Source organism: Arsenophonus nasoniae (assembly GCF_004768525.1).
Lineage (GTDB): Bacteria > Pseudomonadota > Gammaproteobacteria > Enterobacterales > Enterobacteriaceae > Arsenophonus > Arsenophonus nasoniae.
Genome location: NZ_CP038613.1, coordinates 2,867,341 through 2,889,412, shown reverse-complemented (window position 1 = coordinate 2,889,412; position 22,072 = coordinate 2,867,341). Strand labels below are relative to the sequence as shown.

The window sequence follows — 22,072 nt, the reverse complement described above, 5'->3', positions numbered from 1 at the left end:
GATTTAACTTATTAATTTTAATTAGTTATATAAATTATTATTCTAATTTAATTAATAAAGAAACAACCTGCATAAATGTTAGTATGCCATTGTGGCAGAAAGTATTTTTTGAGGCATAATAGGGTGCAATTAATTTACTAGGAGTGCTGTTGTGTCAACTGAAAAAAATAGAGACAGTCATCCGTTGATAGAACAATTTCTCGATACTATTTGGCTTGAGCATGATTTAGCGGCTAATACACTTTCTTCTTATCGTACTGATTTACAAACATTAGTTGGTTGGTTGTCACGCCAAGGTTATGATCTGCTTACGGTTGGCGTCATGGATTTACAATCTTTTTTGGCAGAACGCGTAGAGGGCGGTTATAAAGCAACGAGTTCTGCTCGTTTACTTAGTGCCATGCGGCGCTTATTCCAGTATTTCTATCGTGAAAAATTACGCACCGATGATCCAACGGCACAATTGTCGGCACCTAAGTTGCCAAAACGGCTACCTAAAGATCTTAATGAGAAACAAGTTGAAGATTTACTGCATGCGCCTACTACGCAGGATCCGATTGAATTAAGAGATAAAACAATGCTTGAGGTGTTGTATGCTTGTGGGTTGCGTGTTTCTGAACTGGTTGGGCTAACATTAACAGATATTAGTTTGCGTCAGGGTGTTATTCGGGTAGTGGGAAAAGGTAATAAAGAACGGTTGGTACCCTTGGGTGAAGAGGCTATTTATTGGTTGGAAACTTATTTAACGGAGAGCCGTCCAATCTTACTTAATGGATTGACCAATGATGTGTTATTTCCGAGTAAAAGAGGTACTCAAATGACGCGTCAGACTTTTTGGCATCGAATTAAATATTATGCAGCAATTGCTGGAATTGATAGTGCAAAACTTTCTCCTCACGTATTAAGACATGCATTTGCAACCCATTTGCTAAATCATGGCGCCGATCTACGGGTAGTACAAATGTTGCTTGGACATAGTGATCTTTCTACCACACAGATCTATACCCATGTTGCTACAGAGCGGTTAAGGCAATTGCATCAACAACATCATCCTCGAGGTTGATTGAGGTTCAAGGAAATTTTAAATGAAAAAAAATATTGTATGGTTAATTAGTCTGCTGGTCGCAGTGTCACATTCTGTTTTGGCTGATGATGTGGCTATTAAAAGAACATTGAATAAAATGGGCATAGAAACTGAGAATATCCATCCGTCACCTATTGTTGGTCTGAGTACAGTGATCACTAACCAAGGGTTGGTTTATGTCACCGAAGACGGTAAGTATTTATTAGAAGGACCTATTTATGATTTAAGTGGACAAATGCCGGTTAATGTCACAAATCAGATCTTGGCAAAAAAAATAGAAGCGATGAGTGACCAAATGATCATATTTAAGGCACCAGAGGAAAAATATGCTATTACCGTGTTTACCGATGTTACCTGTGGTTATTGCAAGAAATTTCATCAAGATATAGCAGAATATAATAAAAAGGGTATCACAGTACGTTATTTGGCATTCCCTCGCAATGGTCTTCACCATGAGTCAGCTAAAACAATGACATCTATCTGGTGTAGCGCTGATCGACAAAAAGCATTAACAGACGCTTTTAAAGGTGAAACGATTTCTCCAATTGAAAAATGCCAAACGGTTGATATTGCTGCTCAATTTAATATCGGTCATATGCTTGGTATCAATGGAACACCCGCTTTGGTATTGGAAGATGGCACAGTAATACCGGGTTATATGACAGCCGATGATTTAGTTAAAGGGTTAGAAAAACTTAAGAAAAAAATAATAATGAGTTAACAATAAATATGAAAATACAGCTTCGTCGCCGACCAAAAGCAGATGATAGCCACCTCCCTACTCATTTGTCTCCGATATTACGCCGTTTGTATGCCATGAGAGGTGTGTTGTCAGAAAATGAGTTAGAAACAGGAGCTAAAGGATTACTTAATTACCAATCACTTAATGGTATTGAAACTGCGGTTCAATTGTTAATCACTGCCCTGAATGAACATTGGCAGATTATTGTGGTCGGTGATTTCGATGCCGATGGTGCAACGAGTACCGCATTGACACTGCGAGCGCTGAGCGCGATGGGATATCGTCATTTTGATTATTTGGTTCCTAACCGATTTGAAGATGGTTATGGGCTTAGCCCGCAGGTTGTTGATGAAGTTATTAAAAGAAAAGCGCAACTTATTATTACTGTTGATAATGGCATATCCTCCCATGAAGGCGTTGCTGTTGCGCATCGACATGGTATAAAAGTGATTATTACCGACCACCATTTGCCAGGAGAAAACTTGCCTTGCGCAGAAGCAATTATTAATCCTAATTTAGCTGATTGTCACTTTCCATCAAAAGCATTAGCGGGTGTTGGTGTCAGTTTTTATTTGATGTCAGCCTTACGCGCCGCGTTGCGTCAGACGGGTTGGTTTGAGCAACAGTCGCGTAAGATGCCTAATCTGGCTGAATTATTAGATTTGGTGGCATTAGGGACGGTGGCAGATGTTGTTCCCTTGGATAGTAATAATCGTATTTTAGTCTATCAAGGTTTAAATCGTATTCGGGCAGGTCGCAGCTGTGTTGGGATCAAAGCTTTGATTGAAGTTTCCAAGCGTGATGTTAGTCGTCTGGTTGCTAATGATTTAGGTTTCTCAATTGGGCCACGGCTAAATGCTGCAGGAAGATTAGATGATATGTCAATTGGTGTGGAGCTGCTATTGACTGATGATATCGTTCACGCCAGAAAATTGGCTAATGAATTAGACAGCTTAAATCGTACCCGGCGCGAAATTGAACAAGATATGCAGCAAGAGGCTTGGCATATTTTTTCACAAATAGAAAAAAAACGTCATCAAATACCTAATGGTCTAGCACTCTATCATCCAGAATGGCATCAGGGAGTAGTAGGAATATTGGCTTCTCGCATCAAAGAACGTTTTCATCGTCCGGTTATCGCCTTTGCGCCAGCAGGCGAAGGGATTTTAAAGGGTTCAGGGCGTTCCATTAATGGTTTACATTTACGAGATGCACTTGAGCGCTTAGATACGCTTAATCCGGGATTAATTTTAAAGTTTGGTGGCCATGCTATGGCAGCAGGATTAACGTTGGAGGAACAAAAATTTACTCAGTTTCAAGAGAACTTTTCTAATCTAATGGCAGAACTGCTGGATAACGATATGCTTGAAGGGGTTATTTGGAGTGATGGTGAGCTTAATAATGAAGAGTTGTCGCTGGATATTGCTGAACTAATTAGAAATGGCGGACCATGGGGACAGGCTTTTCCCGAGCCTATCTTTGATGGCAAATTTAGGTTACTGCAACAACGTCTTGTTGGTGATTGTCATCTAAAAGTGATGTTAGAACCACTGGCTGGTGGCCCGATGATAGATGGCATCGCCTTTAATATTGATACTGCTTATTGGCCTGACAATAGTATTAAAATGGTTCAATTAGCTTATAAACTTGATGTCAATGAGTATCGCGGTAATCGTAACATCCAGTTACTCATTCAGCATTTGTGGCCTTGTGAATAGTATTTAACTTATTCTAACCATTATTTTTCACTGAAAGTGGTAGGTATGCCTTACTTATAGCCAACATTTTTCTATCACTTACTTGCTAATATTTGGATTTAAAGCATGATTCTCATAGAGGCATTTACTGACTAAAAGCGGCTAATTGATTGGTAAAAAGGGATTATTATCGAGCATATTGACTGAAAAACTATAATCCAGCAATCAGATCCGCTACAATAGGCGGTTTATATTTTTATGACTTTTTTAATGAAAATAACATAAATAAGATACAAGGTTATGTTTGAAATTAATCCAATAAAAAATCAAATTCAGGATCTGTCTGAGCGGACGAAGATCTTGAGGGGGTATCTTTGACTATGATGCCAAGAAAGAGCGTTTGGAAGAAGTAAACGCCGAACTTGAGCAGCCTGATGTATGGAATGAACCCGAGCGAGCCCAAGCGTTGGGTAAGGAACGTTCTTCTCTTGAAGCAATAGTCGAAACTATTGATGCGTTAATACAAGGTTTAGATGATGTATCTGGTTTGCTCGATCTGGCAATTGAAGCCGATGATGAAGACACTTTTCATGAGGCGGTAGCAGAGTTAGCGCAGTTAGAAGGAAAACTGGGTCAATTGGAATTTCGTCGTATGTTTTCAGGCCAGTATGACAGTGCTAATTGTTATCTTGATTTACAGGCAGGTTCAGGGGGAACGGAGGCGCAAGATTGGGCTAGCATGTTAATGCGTATGTATCTGCGTTGGGCTGAGTCAAAAGGTTTTAAAACAGAGATTATTGAAGCGTCAGATGGTGATGTTGCTGGCTTAAAATCTGCCACGATAAAAATTATTGGTGAATATGCTTATGGTTGGTTACGTACTGAAACGGGTGTTCATCGATTAGTGCGTAAAAGCCCTTTTGATTCAGGCGGTCGTCGCCATACCTCTTTTAGCTCAGCTTTTATTTATCCTGAAGTGGATGATGATATTGATATTGAAATCAATCCGGCAGATTTGCGTATTGATGTTTATCGAGCATCAGGGGCTGGTGGTCAACATGTTAATAAAACAGAATCAGCGGTACGTATAACCCATATTCCAACTGGCATTGTGACTCAATGTCAGAATGACCGTTCACAACATAAAAATAAAGATCAGGCTTTTAAGCAACTTAAAGCAAAATTATATGAGCTAGAGATGCAAAAGAAAAATGCCGATAAACAAGCATTAGAAGAAAATAAATCTGATATTGGCTGGGGTAGCCAAATTCGTTCTTATGTGCTGGATGATTCTCGAATTAAAGATCTACGTACAGGGGTTGAAAATCGCAACACCCAAGCGGTACTGGATGGTGATCTGGACAAATTCATTGAAGCAAGCTTAAAAGCTGGCCTATGAGGAAAAAAGATGTCTCAACAACAACAGGGTACTGAGCAGTCCCTTGATTTAAATAATGAATTAAAAACTCGTCGAGAAAAACTGGCGGGATTGCGAGGTAATGGCATTGCTTTTCCTAATGATTTCCGCCGCGAGTATTTATCTAGTGATTTACATGGTAAGTATGCGGATCAGGAGGCGGAGCAGCTTATTGATCTGGATATTGATGTCTCTGTTGCCGGGCGAATGATCACACGCCGTATCATGGGTAAAGCCTCTTTTGCTACCTTACAAGATATGGGCGGTCGTATTCAGATTTATATTTCTCGTGATGATTTACCGGAAGGGATTTATAACGAACAGTTTAAGAAATGGGATCTGGGCGATATCCTCGGTGTTAAAGGTAAATTATTTAAGACCAAAACCGGTGAGTTAACCATTCATGGTTATGAAGTTTATTTGTTAACCAAAGCATTGCGTCCTTTGCCGGATAAATTCCATGGACTGGCAGATCAAGAAACGCGTTATCGCCAACGTTATCTCGATCTTATTGCCAATGATCGTTCACGGCAAACTTTTATTACGCGTTCACGTGTGCTGTCTGCCTTACGTAACTTCATGGTTAGTAAAGATTTCATGGAAGTTGAAACACCCATGATGCAGGTTATACCAGGTGGTGCAGCAGCTCGTCCATTTATTACTCATCATAATGCGTTAGATATTGATATGTATCTGCGTATTGCGCCAGAACTTTATTTGAAACGTTTAGTTGTAGGTGGATTTGAGCGAGTTTTTGAAATTAATCGTAATTTTCGTAATGAAGGTATTTCACCGCGGCATAATCCAGAGTTTACCATGATGGAACTTTATATGGCCTATGCTGATTATAAAGATCTTATTGTGTTAACTGAAGAGTTATTCCGAACGGTAACACAAGAAGTATTAGGCACAACTCAGGTAAAATATGGTGAGCATTTATTTGATTTCGGGCAGCCTTTTAGCAAAATGACCATGAAAGAAGCGATAGTTAAATATCGTGCTGAAACGGTTCTGGCTGATTTAGATGATATGACTAAAGCGACAGCGATCGCAAAATCACTGAATATTGAGCCAGAAAAAGGTTGGGGATTAGGTCGCTTACAATGTGAGATTTTTGAGGCAGTGGCGGAAAGCCATTTGATCCAACCGACATTTATTACTGAATACCCAGCAGAAGTTTCTCCGTTGGCTCGTCGGAATGATAATAATCCATTTATTACCGATCGATTTGAATTCTTCATTGGTGGTCGTGAAATTGGTAATGGTTTTTCTGAGCTTAATGATGCAGAAGATCAAGCTGAGCGCTTCGCACAGCAGGTTCGTCAGAAAGATGAAGGTGATGATGAAGCCATGTTTTATGATGAGGATTATATCACTGCACTGGAGCATGGATTGCCACCAACGGCCGGTTTAGGTATTGGTATTGATCGGATGATCATGTTATTAACCGATAGCCATACAATTCGTGATGTTATTCTGTTTCCAGCCTTGCGGCCTGGTAAATAGCTTATCAAATTGCATAAAAAATGCCTGGCTAAAGCCAGGCATTGCTATTTTTGTTCGAGCTATTATTTGTCGGCAGTGTAATATTTAACCCCGATGCGGATAATCTCGCGTCCTTGTGAGCGCCTATGTTTATTAGTATCACGCAGAGAATAGATACAACCGCAATATTCTTGTTGATAAAATTGTTCGCGCTTACTAATTTCCACCATTCGGGCTGAACCGCCTTGTTTACGCCAGTTATAGTCCCAATAAGTAAGGCCATCGTAGTGGCTGGCGGCTCGCTTACCGCAGTCATTGATCTGTTGCATATTCTTCCAGCGGGAAATACCTAATGAACTGGAGATAATGCTAAAACCATGCTCAGCAGCGTAGAGCGCGGTACGCTCAAATCGCATATCAAAACACATAGTGCAACGAATTCCACGCTCAGGTTCTTGCTCCATTCCTTTAGCGCGGCTAAACCAGTTATCACTATCATAATCAGCATCAACAAACGGTACATTATGTTGCTCAGCGAAACGAATATTTTCGTTTTTACGGATCTCATATTCTCGTTGTGGATGAATATTTGGATTATAGAAAAAAATAGTATAATCAATACCTGAAGCACTTAGTGCTTCCATTACTTCACCTGAGCAGGGAGCGCAACAAGAGTGCAGTAATAATTTATTAGCGCCATTAGGCAGCGTTAGTGTAGGACGGGTAAATTTATCCATGGTTGCAAATTTTTATAGTAATCGATAATAGGGCTAATAATAACAGCTAGCAAGACATATATAATAGTCTTTTTATTTTTTGGGTCAAATTTGTTTGCTAAGAGGCAGAGGATATTTATATTTACCACTGATGATTAACGGTAAAAGCATCCACTACATTTGACTTAAGCTGATTTTAAATCGACCAGAATTGCGATAAAAATTTATTTTATCAGATATTAATACAATATTAGATAATTTTTTATTATGGTATTAACTAATATAACTGTCTAATTAAATTAAAATGTTTTTTATTTGTAATATTGCAATAAGATAGTATGTCAACAAATGAAAAAAATAGAATAAAGGATCGTAAATAAAATTTAATAATCAATATTTAGTATAAAAATTTTTGCTAAAAATAGGGTAAGTTAATCATAAATAAATTGTAAAAATTTATGCTGATATTGAATGTAATAAATTAAAATAGCAAGCTGTAAAAAATATTAAATAAGTTGTTAAATGTTTTTAATGACAGGATTTTTTGTTAAAAAATCCGCCTATTATCTATTTTTGCATCGATAAATATTACTTTATAGGATTGATTTTAGTTAAATAAACCAACAATTGCTAAACTGTTCACAATTTCTTGATAAAGTTTTTGCTGTAATAACGCGTATTACATGCTTTTGGACTTGATTTTTGCAAAATAAAATAATTAAGCAGTCAATAGGAGTTTATTGCATGAGAGCATTGAGGGTTATTATATTAAGTGTGTTTATAACTTTATGTTTAGTAAAATCTTTACAGGCAAAAGAGTATCAACTATCGGGTAAAAATATTAATATTCTATTATCCAATAATACTAAAGGTTTATTATTGTGCTTTAAAAATAATAAAGATAATGATGTCATTAAAACTAATAATTTATTTGAAATTAGTTTTAATTCAGGAATAAAATTAACTGAAAAAGATTTTAACTTGCAAGCTATAAAGCAGGATAAAGAGACCATTACAATCAATTATATTAGGAATAATATTAAAGTAACAACGATACTTACTTTATATGACCAAGCAGATTTTGCTCGTTATGAAATCCGCATCACAGCTGCAAATGAACCCTTAAACATGAGTCTGGTGTCATTAATGCCTTTTAAGACCCAAGCGCCTTTTGTTTATGGTTCGGTTGTCAGTTCTCCAATTATTAGTGATTCATTTTTTATTATTCCAGAAAATCCGTTAACCAATACGACGGCTTATGAGGGCGGAGTGACACAAAAAATAGTGCAGGCCATTCCTCTACAACCCGCTCATACACTCAGTTATAAAACTTATATTGGCACTTATGAAAGCGGTCAATTGCGTCGTCATGTCAATCAGTTTTTAAATGTTGTCCGTGCTCGTCCTTATCATCCATATTTGCACTATAACTCTTGGCTTGATATTGGTTTTTTTAATCCTTATACCGAAAAGCAAGCATTATTACGTATTGAACAGTATGGCGAAGAGCTGGTCAATAAACGCGGTGTAAAATTAAATGGCTATTTATTTGATGATGGTTGGGATAATTTAAAAGGTAATTGGGGATTCAGTGCCAATTTTCCTAATGAGTTTAATAAATTAAAATTAGCGGCTGAAAAATATCATGCCGCCTTAGGCATTTGGTTATCACCTTGGGGCGGATATAACAAACCACGCGATATTCGCGTTTCACATGCTGCTGAATTTGGTTATGAGATCATGGATGGTAAATTGGCTTTATCCGGTGCTAATTATTATGCCAACTTTCATAAACGTATTTTAGAGTTAATTAAACAACAAAATATTACTATGTTTAAACTGGATGGTACCGGCAATGCGGATAAGGTAATTCCAGGTAGTCCATTTACCAGTGATTTTGCTGCGGCAATCCATATGATTAGTGATATGCGAAAAGCCAATAATAAACTTTATATTAACTTGACCACAGGCACTCAAGCGACACCTTCCTGGCTTTTTTACGCTGATTCGATTTGGCGTGGGGGTGATGATGTTAATTTTTATGGCCCGGGTACTAAAGTACAACAATGGCTGACTTATCGTGATGCTGAAACCTATCGTTCAGTTGTGATGAAAGGGCCATTATTTCCCCTTAATTCCTTGATGTTACATGGTATTATTTATGCTAAGCAAGCCAAATATCTTGCTCGACAATCAGAGCAGGACTTTGCTGATCAAGTTTGGAGTTATTTCGCTAGCGGTACTCAGTTACAAGAATTGTATATTACGCCTGAGCTGTTGAGCGATAATAATTGGCATGTATTAGCTACTGCAGCAAATTGGGCACGTGAAAATCAAGCTATTTTATTTGACAGCCATTGGATAGGTAGTGATCCGACCAAATTAGCGATCTATGGTTGGGCTGCCTGGAGTAACAATAAATCGATTATTAGTTTAAGAAACCCATCGGATAAACTCCAAGTTTATTATTTGGATTTACAGCATGATTTAGAATTACCGGCTGGCGCGCCACAAAGTTATCAAGTTAGCCTGAATTATATTAGTAAAAATGGTAGTAAAAAACCGGCTAAGATTAATAAATCGGCATTAGTGACCTTAGCACCTTTTGAAACAGTTGTTATGTTATTAGCGCCTGATAATGGTAAAAAGGGGCGATAAAATATTGGTTAGAATTTTAGCTTAAATAGCATGATCCAGTTAATTAATATCGACATATAAGAGCCTCCTTGCCATTGTTGGCATGGAGGATATTACAGGTTCATTGCGTAAATTTACTTTTCAAGTGTACATTCTCTGATACTAACAAAAGAATTGGGGCCATCAACTTTATATTGCTCCTTGGCTTGTTCTCTAGCCTCTTGTTCGCTAGAGGCAGTGAAAATCCAATCCCATACTCCTTGATCATCTTTATTACCGTAGTTTCCTTTGCAGTAATATTGTTGTTTTCCTGCAGGTTCTGCAAATACACTCGATGAAAAGGTTGCTGCTATTGCAGAAGTTACTGATAATATTAATAACCCACGTTTTATAACAATATTCATATTAAGTTCCTTATGTTAATTGAGTATTTACTCATTCACTTATGCATCGATAGTACAAACAATAACCATGAAAAGGTAATCCATTTGTTAATATTTTGTCTAATTATATTTATTTATTAAATAAAGGTAAGTAAATGGTAAAAAATAAACTTGCATTAATGGTGATAAATGTTGAAATTTAATATTCAGCTACTATTTTATTTAATAATTTTTTATTTTATCCATTATATCAACTTTCTAGATATAAAATAACAGAATTAAAGCCTGTCTTAACATGGCAATAATTTAGTATGAAATTAATAAATTATTTATAAGTTAAATATTAAATTACAAAATATATGAATATTTATTTTTTTATCATTACTAATGATAGGGTATTAAAGATCAGTTAATTTTACAAATATTTATGATTAATAATATTGTTAATATTAATTTTAAATCATTAAAAATATATATAAGAACTATCGTTGTTAACAAATTAACGATAATTACTATAAATGAATTATTATTAAGCGGCTGAATGTTAAAAATTTACACTTTATTTTTTTATTATTAATAATAAATGATGTAATATAATTTAAGTAGTCATTTTAATTACGCTTAATATTAAAAATCAAATAAGTTAGCATGACATGGATATAATAAAAAGTAATAAATCTCGAGGAGCTGGCATTAATGAAAAAGATTATTAGCTTTAGCATTCTATTATTATTGATTGGCTGTGGCAGTAAAACGCCGCCTACATCGTCATCATTTAGCAATAAGCAAGATATTATCTTTATTGATCAAACGAAAAAACTTTTTCCGATAGCTAATTATCCCCAAAATAGCGCTCGCTGGATCCCGCCTAATGAACCGAGCTATCGACAACCATTTTTAACTAAAGTACAACAAAAAGAAGCGCTTGATAACCTGTTGGCACACTATTTTGGGGAACACTCTCCCTGGAATGAGAATTACATTCAGTCAGTTTTACAGGATGCAAAAGGTGCGAAAAGAAATTTATCCCATTTTGCGGAAGAGTTTACTGCGCCTAATGTGAGTCACTATGGTGAAAATTTTCGCTTATTAGATGCTAACTGGAAAGCAAAAATGCAACATCGGGTATCCGTACCGATAGCTGATCAATATACTCCTGCTGCCCGAGCGATCACTTTGCGTGAAACCGCGGTAAGATTCCTACCAACTGCCTATCCTGCTTTTGAAGATCCGCGTGGGGCAGGTCAAGGTTATCCTTTCGATATGCTGCAAAATTCAGCCCTTCATCCAGCTGAACCGATTTACATTGCGGCAGTAACAGCAGATAAATCCTGGAGTTTCATTGTTTCATCAACGGTCATGGGATGGGTGGATAGTTCACATATTGCTAAAGTAAATGATCATTTTATCCAGCAGTGGACAGCCATGGCAAACAAAAAGTTGGCTGCAGTCATTAATGATAATGCCAGTTTCACTGATGAACAGGGCATATTTAGATTTACCGCCCGTACAGGCACATTATTGCCAATAAAATCGATTAATGGTAAGGCAAAAATTGCATTACCAGCATCCGGTGACGATGGTTATGCCAGTATTCGTTATACAGCACAGTCTGAGCAACAAGTGCGTCAGATACCTATCTTACCAACCGCAGAAAATATGGCTCATATCATCCAATATATGCAAGGCAAGAATTATGGCTGGGGAAATCTTTATGGTTTTAATGACTGTTCTGCTGAAGTGAGAAATCTTATGTTGCCTTTTGGTATTTTTCTGCCAAGAGATTCACTGCCCCAATCGTTAAGTGGCAAGCGAATTGACCTGAGTCATCATTCAACCAATGAACGGATTAATTATTTGATGAAATATGGCCAGCCATTTAAAACATTAGTTTATATAAAAGGTCATATTATGCTGTATGTTGGTAACTCCGATTGGCAAGGACAGACAGTACCGATAATCTACCATAATGTATGGGCATTAAGACCCGCAGCGCCACCGAGTCGCAGCATCATTGGCCAATCCGTTTTTCTGCCGCTCTTATCACAATATCCTGAGGAGCCGGAGCTTGAATCACTGGCAAGCAAACCACTCTTTATTATTAGCTATCTCGATCAAAAGGAGTAATGATGATTCGATAAATTTTGACCCTTATCTTTTATTAACGCAATGCAACTGCCAGTGGCAAATTAACAATCTTGCGGCTGGCAGCAATTCTCCTTTTGTTCATTCAGATGTTTGCTAACGCTTACTATTTTCTAGCAATCATTTTCTATCAATCATTTTATGTAATATTTGATGTAGTTAACATTCTTGAATAGCTGAATTGTTAAATTTTGCTAAATTAATAAGTCATTTTTAACAATTTGCTTAGATTAGGATGGTGCATAATGGATCTATCACCTGCTTTATGGAGTTTAATCACTGAATGGCGTGATTGGGCATCAGAACCAAATATTAATCCATCGGAACAGAGAGAGACCGCATTAAACAGAGTTTTTGCCTGTATTATTAAAAAAGATCCACATCTTGATTTATCCCACTTGTCTTTAACTTCGTTGCCTACTTTACCAGAATGGTTAATAACATTAGATATTCATGATAATCAGTTAACCACATTGCCTGATAATCTACCTAAAACATTAACTCATTTGGATGCAGGTAAAAATCAATTAACTAGCTTACCTGAGCGTCTACCTGAAACATTAATAGAAATAAGGGTTGATCATAATAAGTTGACTAGGCTACCTGATAATCTGCCAAAAAACTTATCTATGTTGAATGCTGATCATAATCGATTAAGTAGCTTGCCAGAGCATCTGCCTGACAGATTATCAGTATTTGATGTTAGTGATAACCAATTGACGGCTATACCTCATAATTTACCCCCATCATTAACCATTTTATATATTAATAAAAATAACCTCGAAAGTTTGTCTGATAATCTACCGAATGAGCTATTTTATCTTGATGCCAGCGACAATCCATTGACTGCTTTACCTAATAAATTACCCTTCAAGCTAGAAAAATTAATGGTCAATAACGCATTTTTGACCGCATTACCAAATACACTGCCTGACGAGTTATACCATCTAAGTGTCAGCAACAATCAAATAACCGCGCTGCCTGCTAAACTTCCGCCTAAGTTACAAGCGCTGACAATCGATATCAATCAGTTAAGCGTATTACCCAATCAACTGCCAGCACTACTAAGAATGCTGAATGTAGCATCTAATAAATTAACATGCTTACCGGAAGTATTGCCCGAAGATTTAATTTTGTTGGATGTTAGTCATAATCAATTAAAAGCACTACCTAAAAATTTACCAAACAACTTACTTACCTTACTCGCTAATGACAATCAACTGGCCTCACTACCATTTTTACCAACAGAATTAAATATTGTTAAAATTTATGGTAATCAGTTAAAAAATATACCCGATGAACTACCACCTTGGTTAACAGTATTAGATATTGGTGATAACCAATTAACGGCAATTGAAGGCAGTTTACCGGTTGAATTAGAAGTGTTAAATGTTAGTCGAAATCAACTAAAAAAATTGCCTGACCATTTATCAGATTCTTTAGTAGAAATTGATGCGAGTTATAATGAACTAGTTTCACTACCTGATAAATTGCCTGTTGCGTTAAACCGCTTACTGATTGCCGGCAATCAATTAACTTGGCTAGGCTGGAATTTGCCGCGTGGGATCACCCAATTAGATGTTAAACGCAATCAATTAAAAGCGTTACCCGAGGACTTACCGGATGGGATCACTGAATTAGATGTTAGCCACAATCAATTGAGGGAATTTCCTAATCATATACCCGAGTCACTTGAAATTTTGGATGTCAGCTATAACAAATTTATTAGCTTGCCTGCTCATTTACCGCTAAGCTTACAATATATTGTTGCTCACCATAACCAACTCAATTTGTTGCCCAATCCATTACCTCTTTACCTCAAGATTCTGATTGTTAATAATAATGAATTAACTCAATTGCCTGAAGTTATGCCTGTTTTTTTACAGCAGATCGTGGTACATAATAATCAATTAACTGAATTGCCACATTTTTTTGAAGATTTATCCTATCTTGATGCCAGTTATAACCAATTAACTGAGTTTCCTGCCCACTTTCCTAGTGATGTGGTGACTCTTATTCTGCATAATAATCAGTTGCGGGCTTTACCGACTCATTTATTCGAAGAACTGATCTTTTTAGATGTACATAATAATCAGATAGCCACCTTACCTGAATATCTGCCTTTAATGTTAGAGTACAGTGATTTTAGTGCTAATCCATTGGACGCCATTCCGACTCGCTTTCCATTACAATTCCCTCAATGGCACGCTGCTGAGCATAGCATCGACATTTCAGAGGAGGCGTTAGGTAATTGGGCGGCTGATAGCAATATTACTGTTGACTAGGCTAACGGCAGGGCGATTGCCGTAGAAAGAATAACAGCTTGCATTGATAATAATAGTAATTCACTTGATTTATCCGGTTTACATTTAACCCGTTTACCCGCTCATTTACCCGCGACTATTAGCGAACTTAGAATAAATAACAATCAACTGTCAATTTTACCTAGCCATTTGCCAGCTAAGCTAAAATATTTATATGCGGCCGATAATCAGTTAAATGCTTTACCGGGCAATCTGCCTAATTCATTAGTTTATCTTGATATTAGTAACAATCAATTGACGGCTTTACCGAATAGTTTGCCTATTATGTTAAAACATTTAGATGGACATAATAATTTATTAACCTCTTTGCCAACTAATCTACCCAATATTTTAATTACGTTGAATGTAAGTCATAATCAACTGATATCCCTACCAAATAATTTATCCAATAAATTAAAGAAACTCGACATTAGTAGTAATCAATTAACTGCTTTGCCCGACAGTTTGCCAAATCAATTAGGGCATCTTAATGTCAGTGATAATCAATTGGAAATGCTGCCAGTAATTTTCTCTGCTAAATTAAAATATTTAAATATTAGTCATAATAAATTATCTGCATTATCTAATCATTTGCCTGATGTGCTAAGATACCTGAATGTCAGTGATAATCAGCTAATGGTTTTGCCGCCTAATCTGCCGGCTAAATTAAAATATTTGAATGTTAGCGGTAACCAGCTGAAAGAATTACCGGCTCACTTTCCTGATAAACTACTTTTTCTTGATATTGACAACAATCCGCTCACTAGGGATCATACCGCTATTTCCATTGCTACTATTGAAAAGCAGACTGCACAATTACCTAAATTTTTTAGCGATACGTATGAATTAATTCCAGAATGGTTCAAATGGTTAGATCAAGCCCCCACAACGGAAGCCAAGGCTAGAAACACTGCTGTTCATCGAATGATTGATTGTCTTTGCTTGCAAGAAAGATCGCTTGATTTATCAAACTTAAAGCTAACTAGCCTACCCGATCATTTACCCAACAATCTGATAGTATTAAATGTTAACGATAATCAGCTGACAGCGTTGCCGGCGGAACTCCCATCCACTATCCAAAAGCTTTATGCTAATAATAATCAGTTAACTTCTCTGCCGGTTAGCCTACCTGAAAGGTTAATACTATTGGATGTTAACCATAACCAGTTGATGGCGTTAGGCAATACTTTACCAACTACATTGCTCGGTATAGATATCAGTCACAATCAATTGCTTCGCTTAGCGGATCATTTACCGGCGGGTTTATTATTACTCGATGCCGATCATAACCAGTTAACCTTCTTACCTGATAGCCTGCCGGCTAATTTAACGCACCTGATTGTGAGCAATAATCAATTAAAAACATTAACTAACTATTTGCCAAATTCATTAATCAGGATTGATGTCAGTAATAATCAACTTACTAACCTGCTTGATTATATTCCTGATAAATTAATAAAAATTAACTTTACCGGAAATCAACTTAAAACCAAATCGATTCATCTACCTATTAACCTTAGCTTGGCTAGTTCAAGTCAGAATGATGCAAGCTTGACCTCTGTTCGTAAGGTGTCAGATTGGCAACTGCCAGCGGTGAGTTTTCAGCATGAAGGTGAAAGCAGTCGTTTTGATGGCCAATTAATTATCCAACTGGAAAATGATCCGCTAGTGAGAGAGGCGGCGAGTCAATTAGTCAAAAAACATCCGCAAATATCGGTGTTAGTGCAGCTTGATAGTCAGGGAAATAGTTTTACGGTGCATGGTAATATCGAGCATTTGCAGCAGCAAACAAGACAGCGCTGGCAGTTAGTTGGCCATGGTCGGGAAAGCCTGCTTGATGGAGAGCATGTCAGCTTGGCCTGGCGTGAGGCTAAACCACTGGCACAGCAATTAAAAAAATTAGCGACAGATCTGGCGTTGGCGGTTTCGCCGAAACATATTAATTTAGTTGGCTGTTCATTGGCTGACGATAAGCAGCAAACCAGTTATGTCAGGCAATTTGCTGCTGCTTTAGATGAAACGATTCGCCCCTATTCAGTTTCTGCCTACTCTTCTAAGCTGATGGTCAATGATGAGGGCAGAAAACGCTTGTTTGAAACGGGTAATAAAACCACGCTGTTTTTTAATAACGAGAAAAATGACTGGCATATAGAGAAGGTGGCCGGTAAAACCGTTAATCATCTGGCAAAAACAGCGATTGAACCAGCGACCTTAGGTGCTCCTGCTAGGTTGGGGTCTATCTCTTATAAATTAATGTCTTTCATTAAAGAGGCTGAACAATTTCAGTCGATTATGAGTCAGTTTTATCAATATCATCGCTTGTCGCTACAAAAGTGGGTACCACTTTTTGCCAGTTTTAGCAAAAGTAAAGTGCAGCCGGGCAGTTATGATTTACATTTTATTCATAATGAGACCCATCAATTAAAGAAATTAGTCACTAATAATAAACATATTGTTGATTTTATTAATAAATGTAATCAATATCTGGAAATGATTATTAAAGTTTATTATTACAACGGTAAAACATTAGTTTTACGGACTAATATGACGGATGTTGATAGTGTGCGTGGATTAAATGCCGCTTTTCTGCTCAAAGAGCTGATCCCCTGGTTTGCCAATAAACATCGGCTTGGCGTAGTAGATAATGAGTTATCAGACACCCTCAGTGTGGCACTAAATATACACTCTTATCTCAATTTGACGCAAATAGTGCACGGGACAGTGGAAGATACCTTAAAGTTGGTTAATTTATATCAAATGGCTGCCTACTAGGGGCAGCAGGCAACAAAAGGATTATTGAGCCCGTTGTTTTATGGCAGCTATGTTTTAGCAGGTGTATTTAATATTGCTAGTATCGTTTTGGATAGTATTGAATTAGCGCATGCGCAAAATGATCTGCAACGAGCAGTTTTTAGTGCTCAGTTAGGGGTTGATATTACTAATTTAGTGGTTGTTGGCACAGGAATAGGCGCTAGCATGTTAGGGGCAACCACGGTTGCTACCTTTACTGGTGCGCTATCTGTCCCGTTGCTAGGGATAGAGATTGGTATCACCGCGTTGGCTGAAGCGTTTGGTAATGTCACCCATAATGTTCAGATAGTTGGCAACTATTTTGCCGATATCGATTTGGCTTATCAAGAAGGTGGCTATCGGCGGATAACGAAAAAAATCGCTGATAGTGATGCGGTTATCACAATTATGCAGCCGATTCCAGGCGCCGTCATTACTGAACTGAACTTACGCCACAATACACTGACTTATGATAGCCAATATCTTTATCGTAATGATCCTACTTATTCCAGTGGATCAGGTCACAGTAATTATTTCTTGTTCTGGCCCAATCGAGGCGTAAATCGAGATAAAAGCCAGGCGATCAATATTCGACAGGGATTGGGCTATCAAAGTAGTCAATCCAACTTTAAGCCAGGTGATGATGTTCTGATCCTGCCAGGTACGCCGATTACTTACCTAGATTATGCCTATATGATTTTACCTTTTGTCACCACACGTGATGATAGAGGTTTTGCTCTATTAAGAAAACTGGAAGAAGATGGTCGGTTTGATTTCGATTTTTATGCTTTTCCCGGTGAACGGGCAATCTATCGGCTTATACCAAATTATGTGGCAACCCCGATTAAAGTGATTTTGGACGATCGCGACAGGGATTTGGTGCTCCCTATATTACCGGTCGAGTTTCAGCGCTATATAAGTTATCAGTTGATTGGTGGTGAAGGAGAATATCGGATTAGCTTAACGAAAGGTGTATCAATAACCTTACAATCAAATCATGCCAATACACGTTGGCTATTGGATGCGCGTTATCTTAAGTTAGGCACTAGTATGCAGGTTAGCGAAGAGGGTAACTATCTCAATATAGATAATGTTATCGTCACGTTACCGAAAAATGCCAGTCGGATTACGGTAATAAATAAACAGGGAACCTTCGTCTTTGATGAAAAGAGTAAGCAAATGCATATTATCCATATGGATGCAATGCATTTCAATAATAGTAATTCACTGGATGAATATCTAAAAATGTTAGCCAATATTCAGGATCATTCGACGCCATTTGTTATCATCGATCACTATCAACCAGATAATGCAGTGGGACAGGTCGGCAGAGCTTATTATGAAATCGCTCGTAGCCGAATTATTTATACCAATCGGCCAGATGCAGCGGAATTTCTCAGCCAAGCAATGTTAGCCAAAGTTGATGGTGATAAAGCCTGGTTTTATCGCGATACCGCTATTTGGCAGGTCGAAATTAGCACGGGCCAGTTATTGCGGCAATATTTGCCATTTAGTTTTCCTGTGGTAAATGATGCCGCTATTCGTAGCTATACGATCCAGGGAAATGGTAAATTGCTGTTTGTGATTGAGCAGAATGGCATGCGCTGTGTTTATATCGTTGAGGATGCAGCGCTGAAATTGGTTGCAATTAATGGCAGTAAAGATCTTTTAACATTGTTAAATAGGATAAAACAGCTGGTAGATTTTGCAGGGCAAAATAAAAATCCGAGGTTGTTGTTATCTGAGTCTAACCAATTTGACGCTTCCCCATCCCTTAATATCGACCACTTAGATAAGCATGTTTCATCAGCTACTCTTATCCCCAGTCGGCTGGCAGAAATTGTCTATTTATCTGGCTATAAGGACGGCCAAGAGCAGCATTACTGGTTAATAACCAAGGGTAAGTATGTAAATAATGTGATCCGCTTAAACTTAGTCGCTCAATCAGAGCGTGATGCGCAACCCCATACCGATATGGTGATTGCCAACCAAACGCAGTTATCAGCACCACTGTCAGAATTTATACTTGTGGCGACTACGGTAGGGGAGTCAACCGGTTATTATTTTTATAATCCACAAACCCATGCACTCTATTTTCAACCAGATAATGGTTTGTCTAATAGCCAGGCGCAATTGGTTGCCAGCAATATTCAGTCACTTTTTCCGATTAATAATAAATTATTTTGTCAGCAAGAGGGTGGGATATTTAGTTTACTGGATAACCAGGGGAAAAACGTCTTACTCGGCGTTTCACAAGATTGGTTACGTCAGCATAGTGACGATGTTATATTAGATTTGAATAAGCTGATTGATGCGATGCCAAATTCTGCCGATTACCTCATGTTGCAGGGTTTACAGGATCGAGAGGGAAATCCGGTAAGAGCTTGGTATGATAGTAAAGCCGGTCGGATAGTCCAGGGCGGAAGTAGTTTAAATGCTAATCATGATCTGGTTTATTTAGGTTTATCAGAAGATCGGCAGGAAGCATTAATTTACGATAATGATGAGCAACAGCAATATCGTTTTTTGCAACCCGCCAATGTCACATTGACGCCGTCTGAAAGTGGACTTTTGATCTCAGATATTCCGACTGATCCTTTATGGGCAACTTTTGCTTAGTCGTCTTTTTAGATCATCATTGTCTTATTATCAAACAAAAACTGATTTTAATTATTTAGTTAGCTCTGTTGAATATCAATTTATTTGAACGCATCTATTCGGTTAATCGTTGGATGATTTATTTTTATCATTGCTATTTTTTATCTGTTTTAATGAAGATTAAGTTAGCTTGGTTATTTAGTATTGTTGGAATACGTTATTACCAAATAATGGATCATTGGGGGTTGTTAAATAATATCCAAAGGCACCAGAGCTTGAATCCTTGGCAAGCATGCCGCTATTTATGATTATCTATCTCGATCAAGTGGAGTGATAATGATTTAATAACGTTTATTCACACCTATTTTTTATTCGCGCAATGCAACTGCCAGCCACAAATTAACGCTCTTGCGGCTGGCAACAATTCTCTTTTTGTTCATCCCGTTATTTGCTAATGCTTTCGGTTTTCTAGCCATTATTTTATGCAATATTTGTTGCAGTTAACATTTTGCGTTGTTAATAAAATAGCCTAATTATTAAATTTTACTAAATTTATAAGTTATTTTTAACAATTAACCTGCATTAGGATGGCGGCACAATGGATATTACACCTGCTTTATTGAATCTGACCACTGAATGGCGTGATTGGGCATCACAACCAAACATCGATCCAGCGGAACAGAGAAGTGTTGCGCTAAGGAAATTTTTTGACTGTGTTGAGGATAAAAATTCATCTCTTGACTTATCCGACTTGTCTTTAACTTCGTTGCCTACTATACCGGAATGGGTAATAGAATTAGATGTTAGTGATAATCAGTTAACTAACTTGCCCAATAATTTACCCAAAGCATTAACTCATTTGTATGTAGGTCAAAATCAATTAACTAGCTTGCCTGAGTATCTGCCTGAGGAATTATTAGCATTGCGTGCTAATGCTAATAAGCTGACGGCGCTATCTGATCATCTGCCAAAAAACCTAATGTCTTTAAATATTTCAGAAAATCAAATAATTAGTTTGCCTAGTGAGCTGCCTGCAAACTTAAGATTATTAAATGTTGGTGATAATAAATTGTCCGCTTTACCTGATAATTTACCCTCATCATTGGGCGTTTTGTTTGTAGATAAAAACAACTTGGAGAGCTTGCCGAATAAGCTGCCCAATAGTCTCTGGTATCTTAAAGTTAGCGATAATCCATTGACTGCTTTGCCTAATCAGTTGCCATCTATGCTACAAACATTAGAAGTTAAAAATGCATTTTTGACCGCATTACCAAATTCTCTTCCTGACACATTATGGAATCTTAAGGTCAGCAATAATCAGATAACCGCGCTGCCTGCTAAACTTCCACTTAACTTGCAAGTACTCAAAATCGATAAAAATAAGTTAAGTGTATTACCCAATCAACTGCCAGAAGAGCTAAGAGAGCTGAATGTGGCATCTAATCAATTAACTAACTTAACGGAGGTGTTACCAAGTAAACTAAGTATATTGGCTGCTAGTCATAATCAATTAAAAAAGCTGCCGCAAATTTTACCCAATACATTACGTACTTTACTCGTTGATGACAATCAACTTACTTTCTTGCCATTGGATTTACCAAGTGAATTAACTAATCTCAATGTTTACTGCAATCAGTTGAAATTTTTACCTGATAAATTACCACCAAAGTTAACAATATTAGATGTTGGTGATAACCGATTAAAATTCTTACCTGACAATTTGCCGGTTAAATTAGAACAGTTATATGTTAATCGAAATCAATTGACAAAATTACCTGACCATTTACCGAATTCATTAATAGTACTTCATGCCAGTTTTAATAAGTTAAATTTAATAGCCAATAATTTGCCTAACTCGTTAGAGCACTTATTTATTGCTGGCAATCAATTAACTTCATTATCGATAGATTTGCCGCCTGGGATCATTAAATTAGATGTTAAGCGCAATCAATTAACGGCGTTACCCGAGTTACCGAATGGGATCACTTAATTAGATGTAAGACACAATCAATTAACCGTATTACCTGTTGATTTACCCACATCACTCGAAGCTTTACATGCTGCCTATAATAAAC

At 37.3% G+C, this 22,072-nt stretch carries 11 protein-coding genes and 1 pseudogene; 10 read left to right on the top strand and 2 right to left on the bottom strand.

Translation table 11 applies throughout. The features are described 5' to 3' along the window. The first annotated feature begins 151 nt into the window (after positions 1-151). From xerD to lysS, 5 genes are all read left to right on the top strand, one after another. Positions 152-1,063, top strand: coding sequence for a site-specific tyrosine recombinase XerD (gene xerD, locus ArsFIN_RS14685; protein ID WP_026822899.1), 912 nt, complete (start codon positions 152-154; stop codon positions 1,061-1,063). Positions 1,064-1,085: 22 nt separating this feature from the next. Continuing rightward, positions 1,086-1,805 carry a bifunctional protein-disulfide isomerase/oxidoreductase DsbC gene (gene dsbC / locus ArsFIN_RS14680; RefSeq protein WP_026822900.1) on the top strand — a complete coding sequence of 240 codons (720 nt, stop codon included), beginning with the start codon at positions 1,086-1,088 and terminating at the stop codon, positions 1,803-1,805. A gap of 2 nt (positions 1,806-1,807) precedes the next feature. Then, complete coding sequence (gene recJ, locus ArsFIN_RS14675; protein WP_026822901.1) at positions 1,808-3,544, top strand: single-stranded-DNA-specific exonuclease RecJ; 1,737 nt, start codon at positions 1,808-1,810, stop codon at positions 3,542-3,544. A gap of 279 nt (positions 3,545-3,823) precedes the next feature. Further along, positions 3,824-4,922, top strand: a protein-coding gene (prfB, locus tag ArsFIN_RS14670; RefSeq protein WP_135677932.1) for a peptide chain release factor 2 whose coding sequence is annotated in 2 segments (ribosomal slippage) — positions 3,824-3,898 and positions 3,900-4,922 — 1,098 coding nt in all. Because the reading frame shifts where the segments join, the coding sequence is not laid out codon by codon here. A 9-nt stretch (positions 4,923-4,931) separates the two neighbouring features. After that, positions 4,932-6,446 carry a lysine--tRNA ligase gene (gene lysS / locus ArsFIN_RS14665; protein WP_026822903.1) on the top strand — a complete coding sequence of 505 codons (1,515 nt, stop codon included), beginning with the start codon at positions 4,932-4,934 and terminating at the stop codon, positions 6,444-6,446. 62 nt (positions 6,447-6,508) lie between these two features. On the opposite strand, the gene ArsFIN_RS14660 is transcribed toward lysS, so the two are convergent. Then, the gene (locus ArsFIN_RS14660; protein ID WP_026822904.1) at positions 6,509-7,162 is read right to left on the bottom strand and encodes an epoxyqueuosine reductase QueH; all 654 of its coding nucleotides are present in this window, start codon (positions 7,160-7,162) and stop codon (positions 6,509-6,511) included. Between the two features lie 723 nt (positions 7,163-7,885). Here ArsFIN_RS14660 and ArsFIN_RS14655 point away from each other — a divergent pair. Next, positions 7,886-9,799, top strand: coding sequence for an enterotoxin (locus tag ArsFIN_RS14655; RefSeq protein ID WP_081700648.1), 1,914 nt, complete (start codon positions 7,886-7,888; stop codon positions 9,797-9,799). Positions 9,800-9,912: 113 nt separating this feature from the next. Here the strand turns inward: ArsFIN_RS14655 and ArsFIN_RS14650 are convergent, their stop codons facing one another. After that, on the bottom strand, positions 9,913-10,182 hold the full coding sequence (locus ArsFIN_RS14650) for a hypothetical protein (RefSeq protein ID WP_051297019.1): 270 nt from the start codon (positions 10,180-10,182) through the stop codon (positions 9,913-9,915). A gap of 675 nt (positions 10,183-10,857) precedes the next feature. Between ArsFIN_RS14650 and ArsFIN_RS14645 the strand changes: the two genes are divergently transcribed. The 4 genes and pseudogenes from ArsFIN_RS14645 (at position 10,858) to ArsFIN_RS14625 (ending at position 21,987) form a co-directional block, all read left to right on the top strand. Continuing rightward, on the top strand, positions 10,858-12,288 hold the full coding sequence (locus tag ArsFIN_RS14645) for an SH3 domain-containing protein (protein ID WP_026822906.1): 1,431 nt from the start codon (positions 10,858-10,860) through the stop codon (positions 12,286-12,288). 263 nt (positions 12,289-12,551) lie between these two features. After that, positions 12,552-14,591, top strand: coding sequence for a leucine-rich repeat domain-containing protein (locus ArsFIN_RS14640; protein ID WP_051297020.1), 2,040 nt, complete (start codon positions 12,552-12,554; stop codon positions 14,589-14,591). Positions 14,592-14,894: 303 nt separating this feature from the next. Next, positions 14,895-20,018 (top strand): annotated as a pseudogene (locus ArsFIN_RS27580) (TcdA/TcdB pore-forming domain-containing protein). Positions 20,019-20,595: 577 nt separating this feature from the next. After that, a complete protein-coding gene (locus ArsFIN_RS14625; RefSeq protein ID WP_051297022.1) occupies positions 20,596-21,987 on the top strand; it encodes a leucine-rich repeat domain-containing protein in 1,392 nt (463 codons plus the stop codon). The last annotated feature ends 85 nt before the right edge of the window (positions 21,988-22,072 follow it).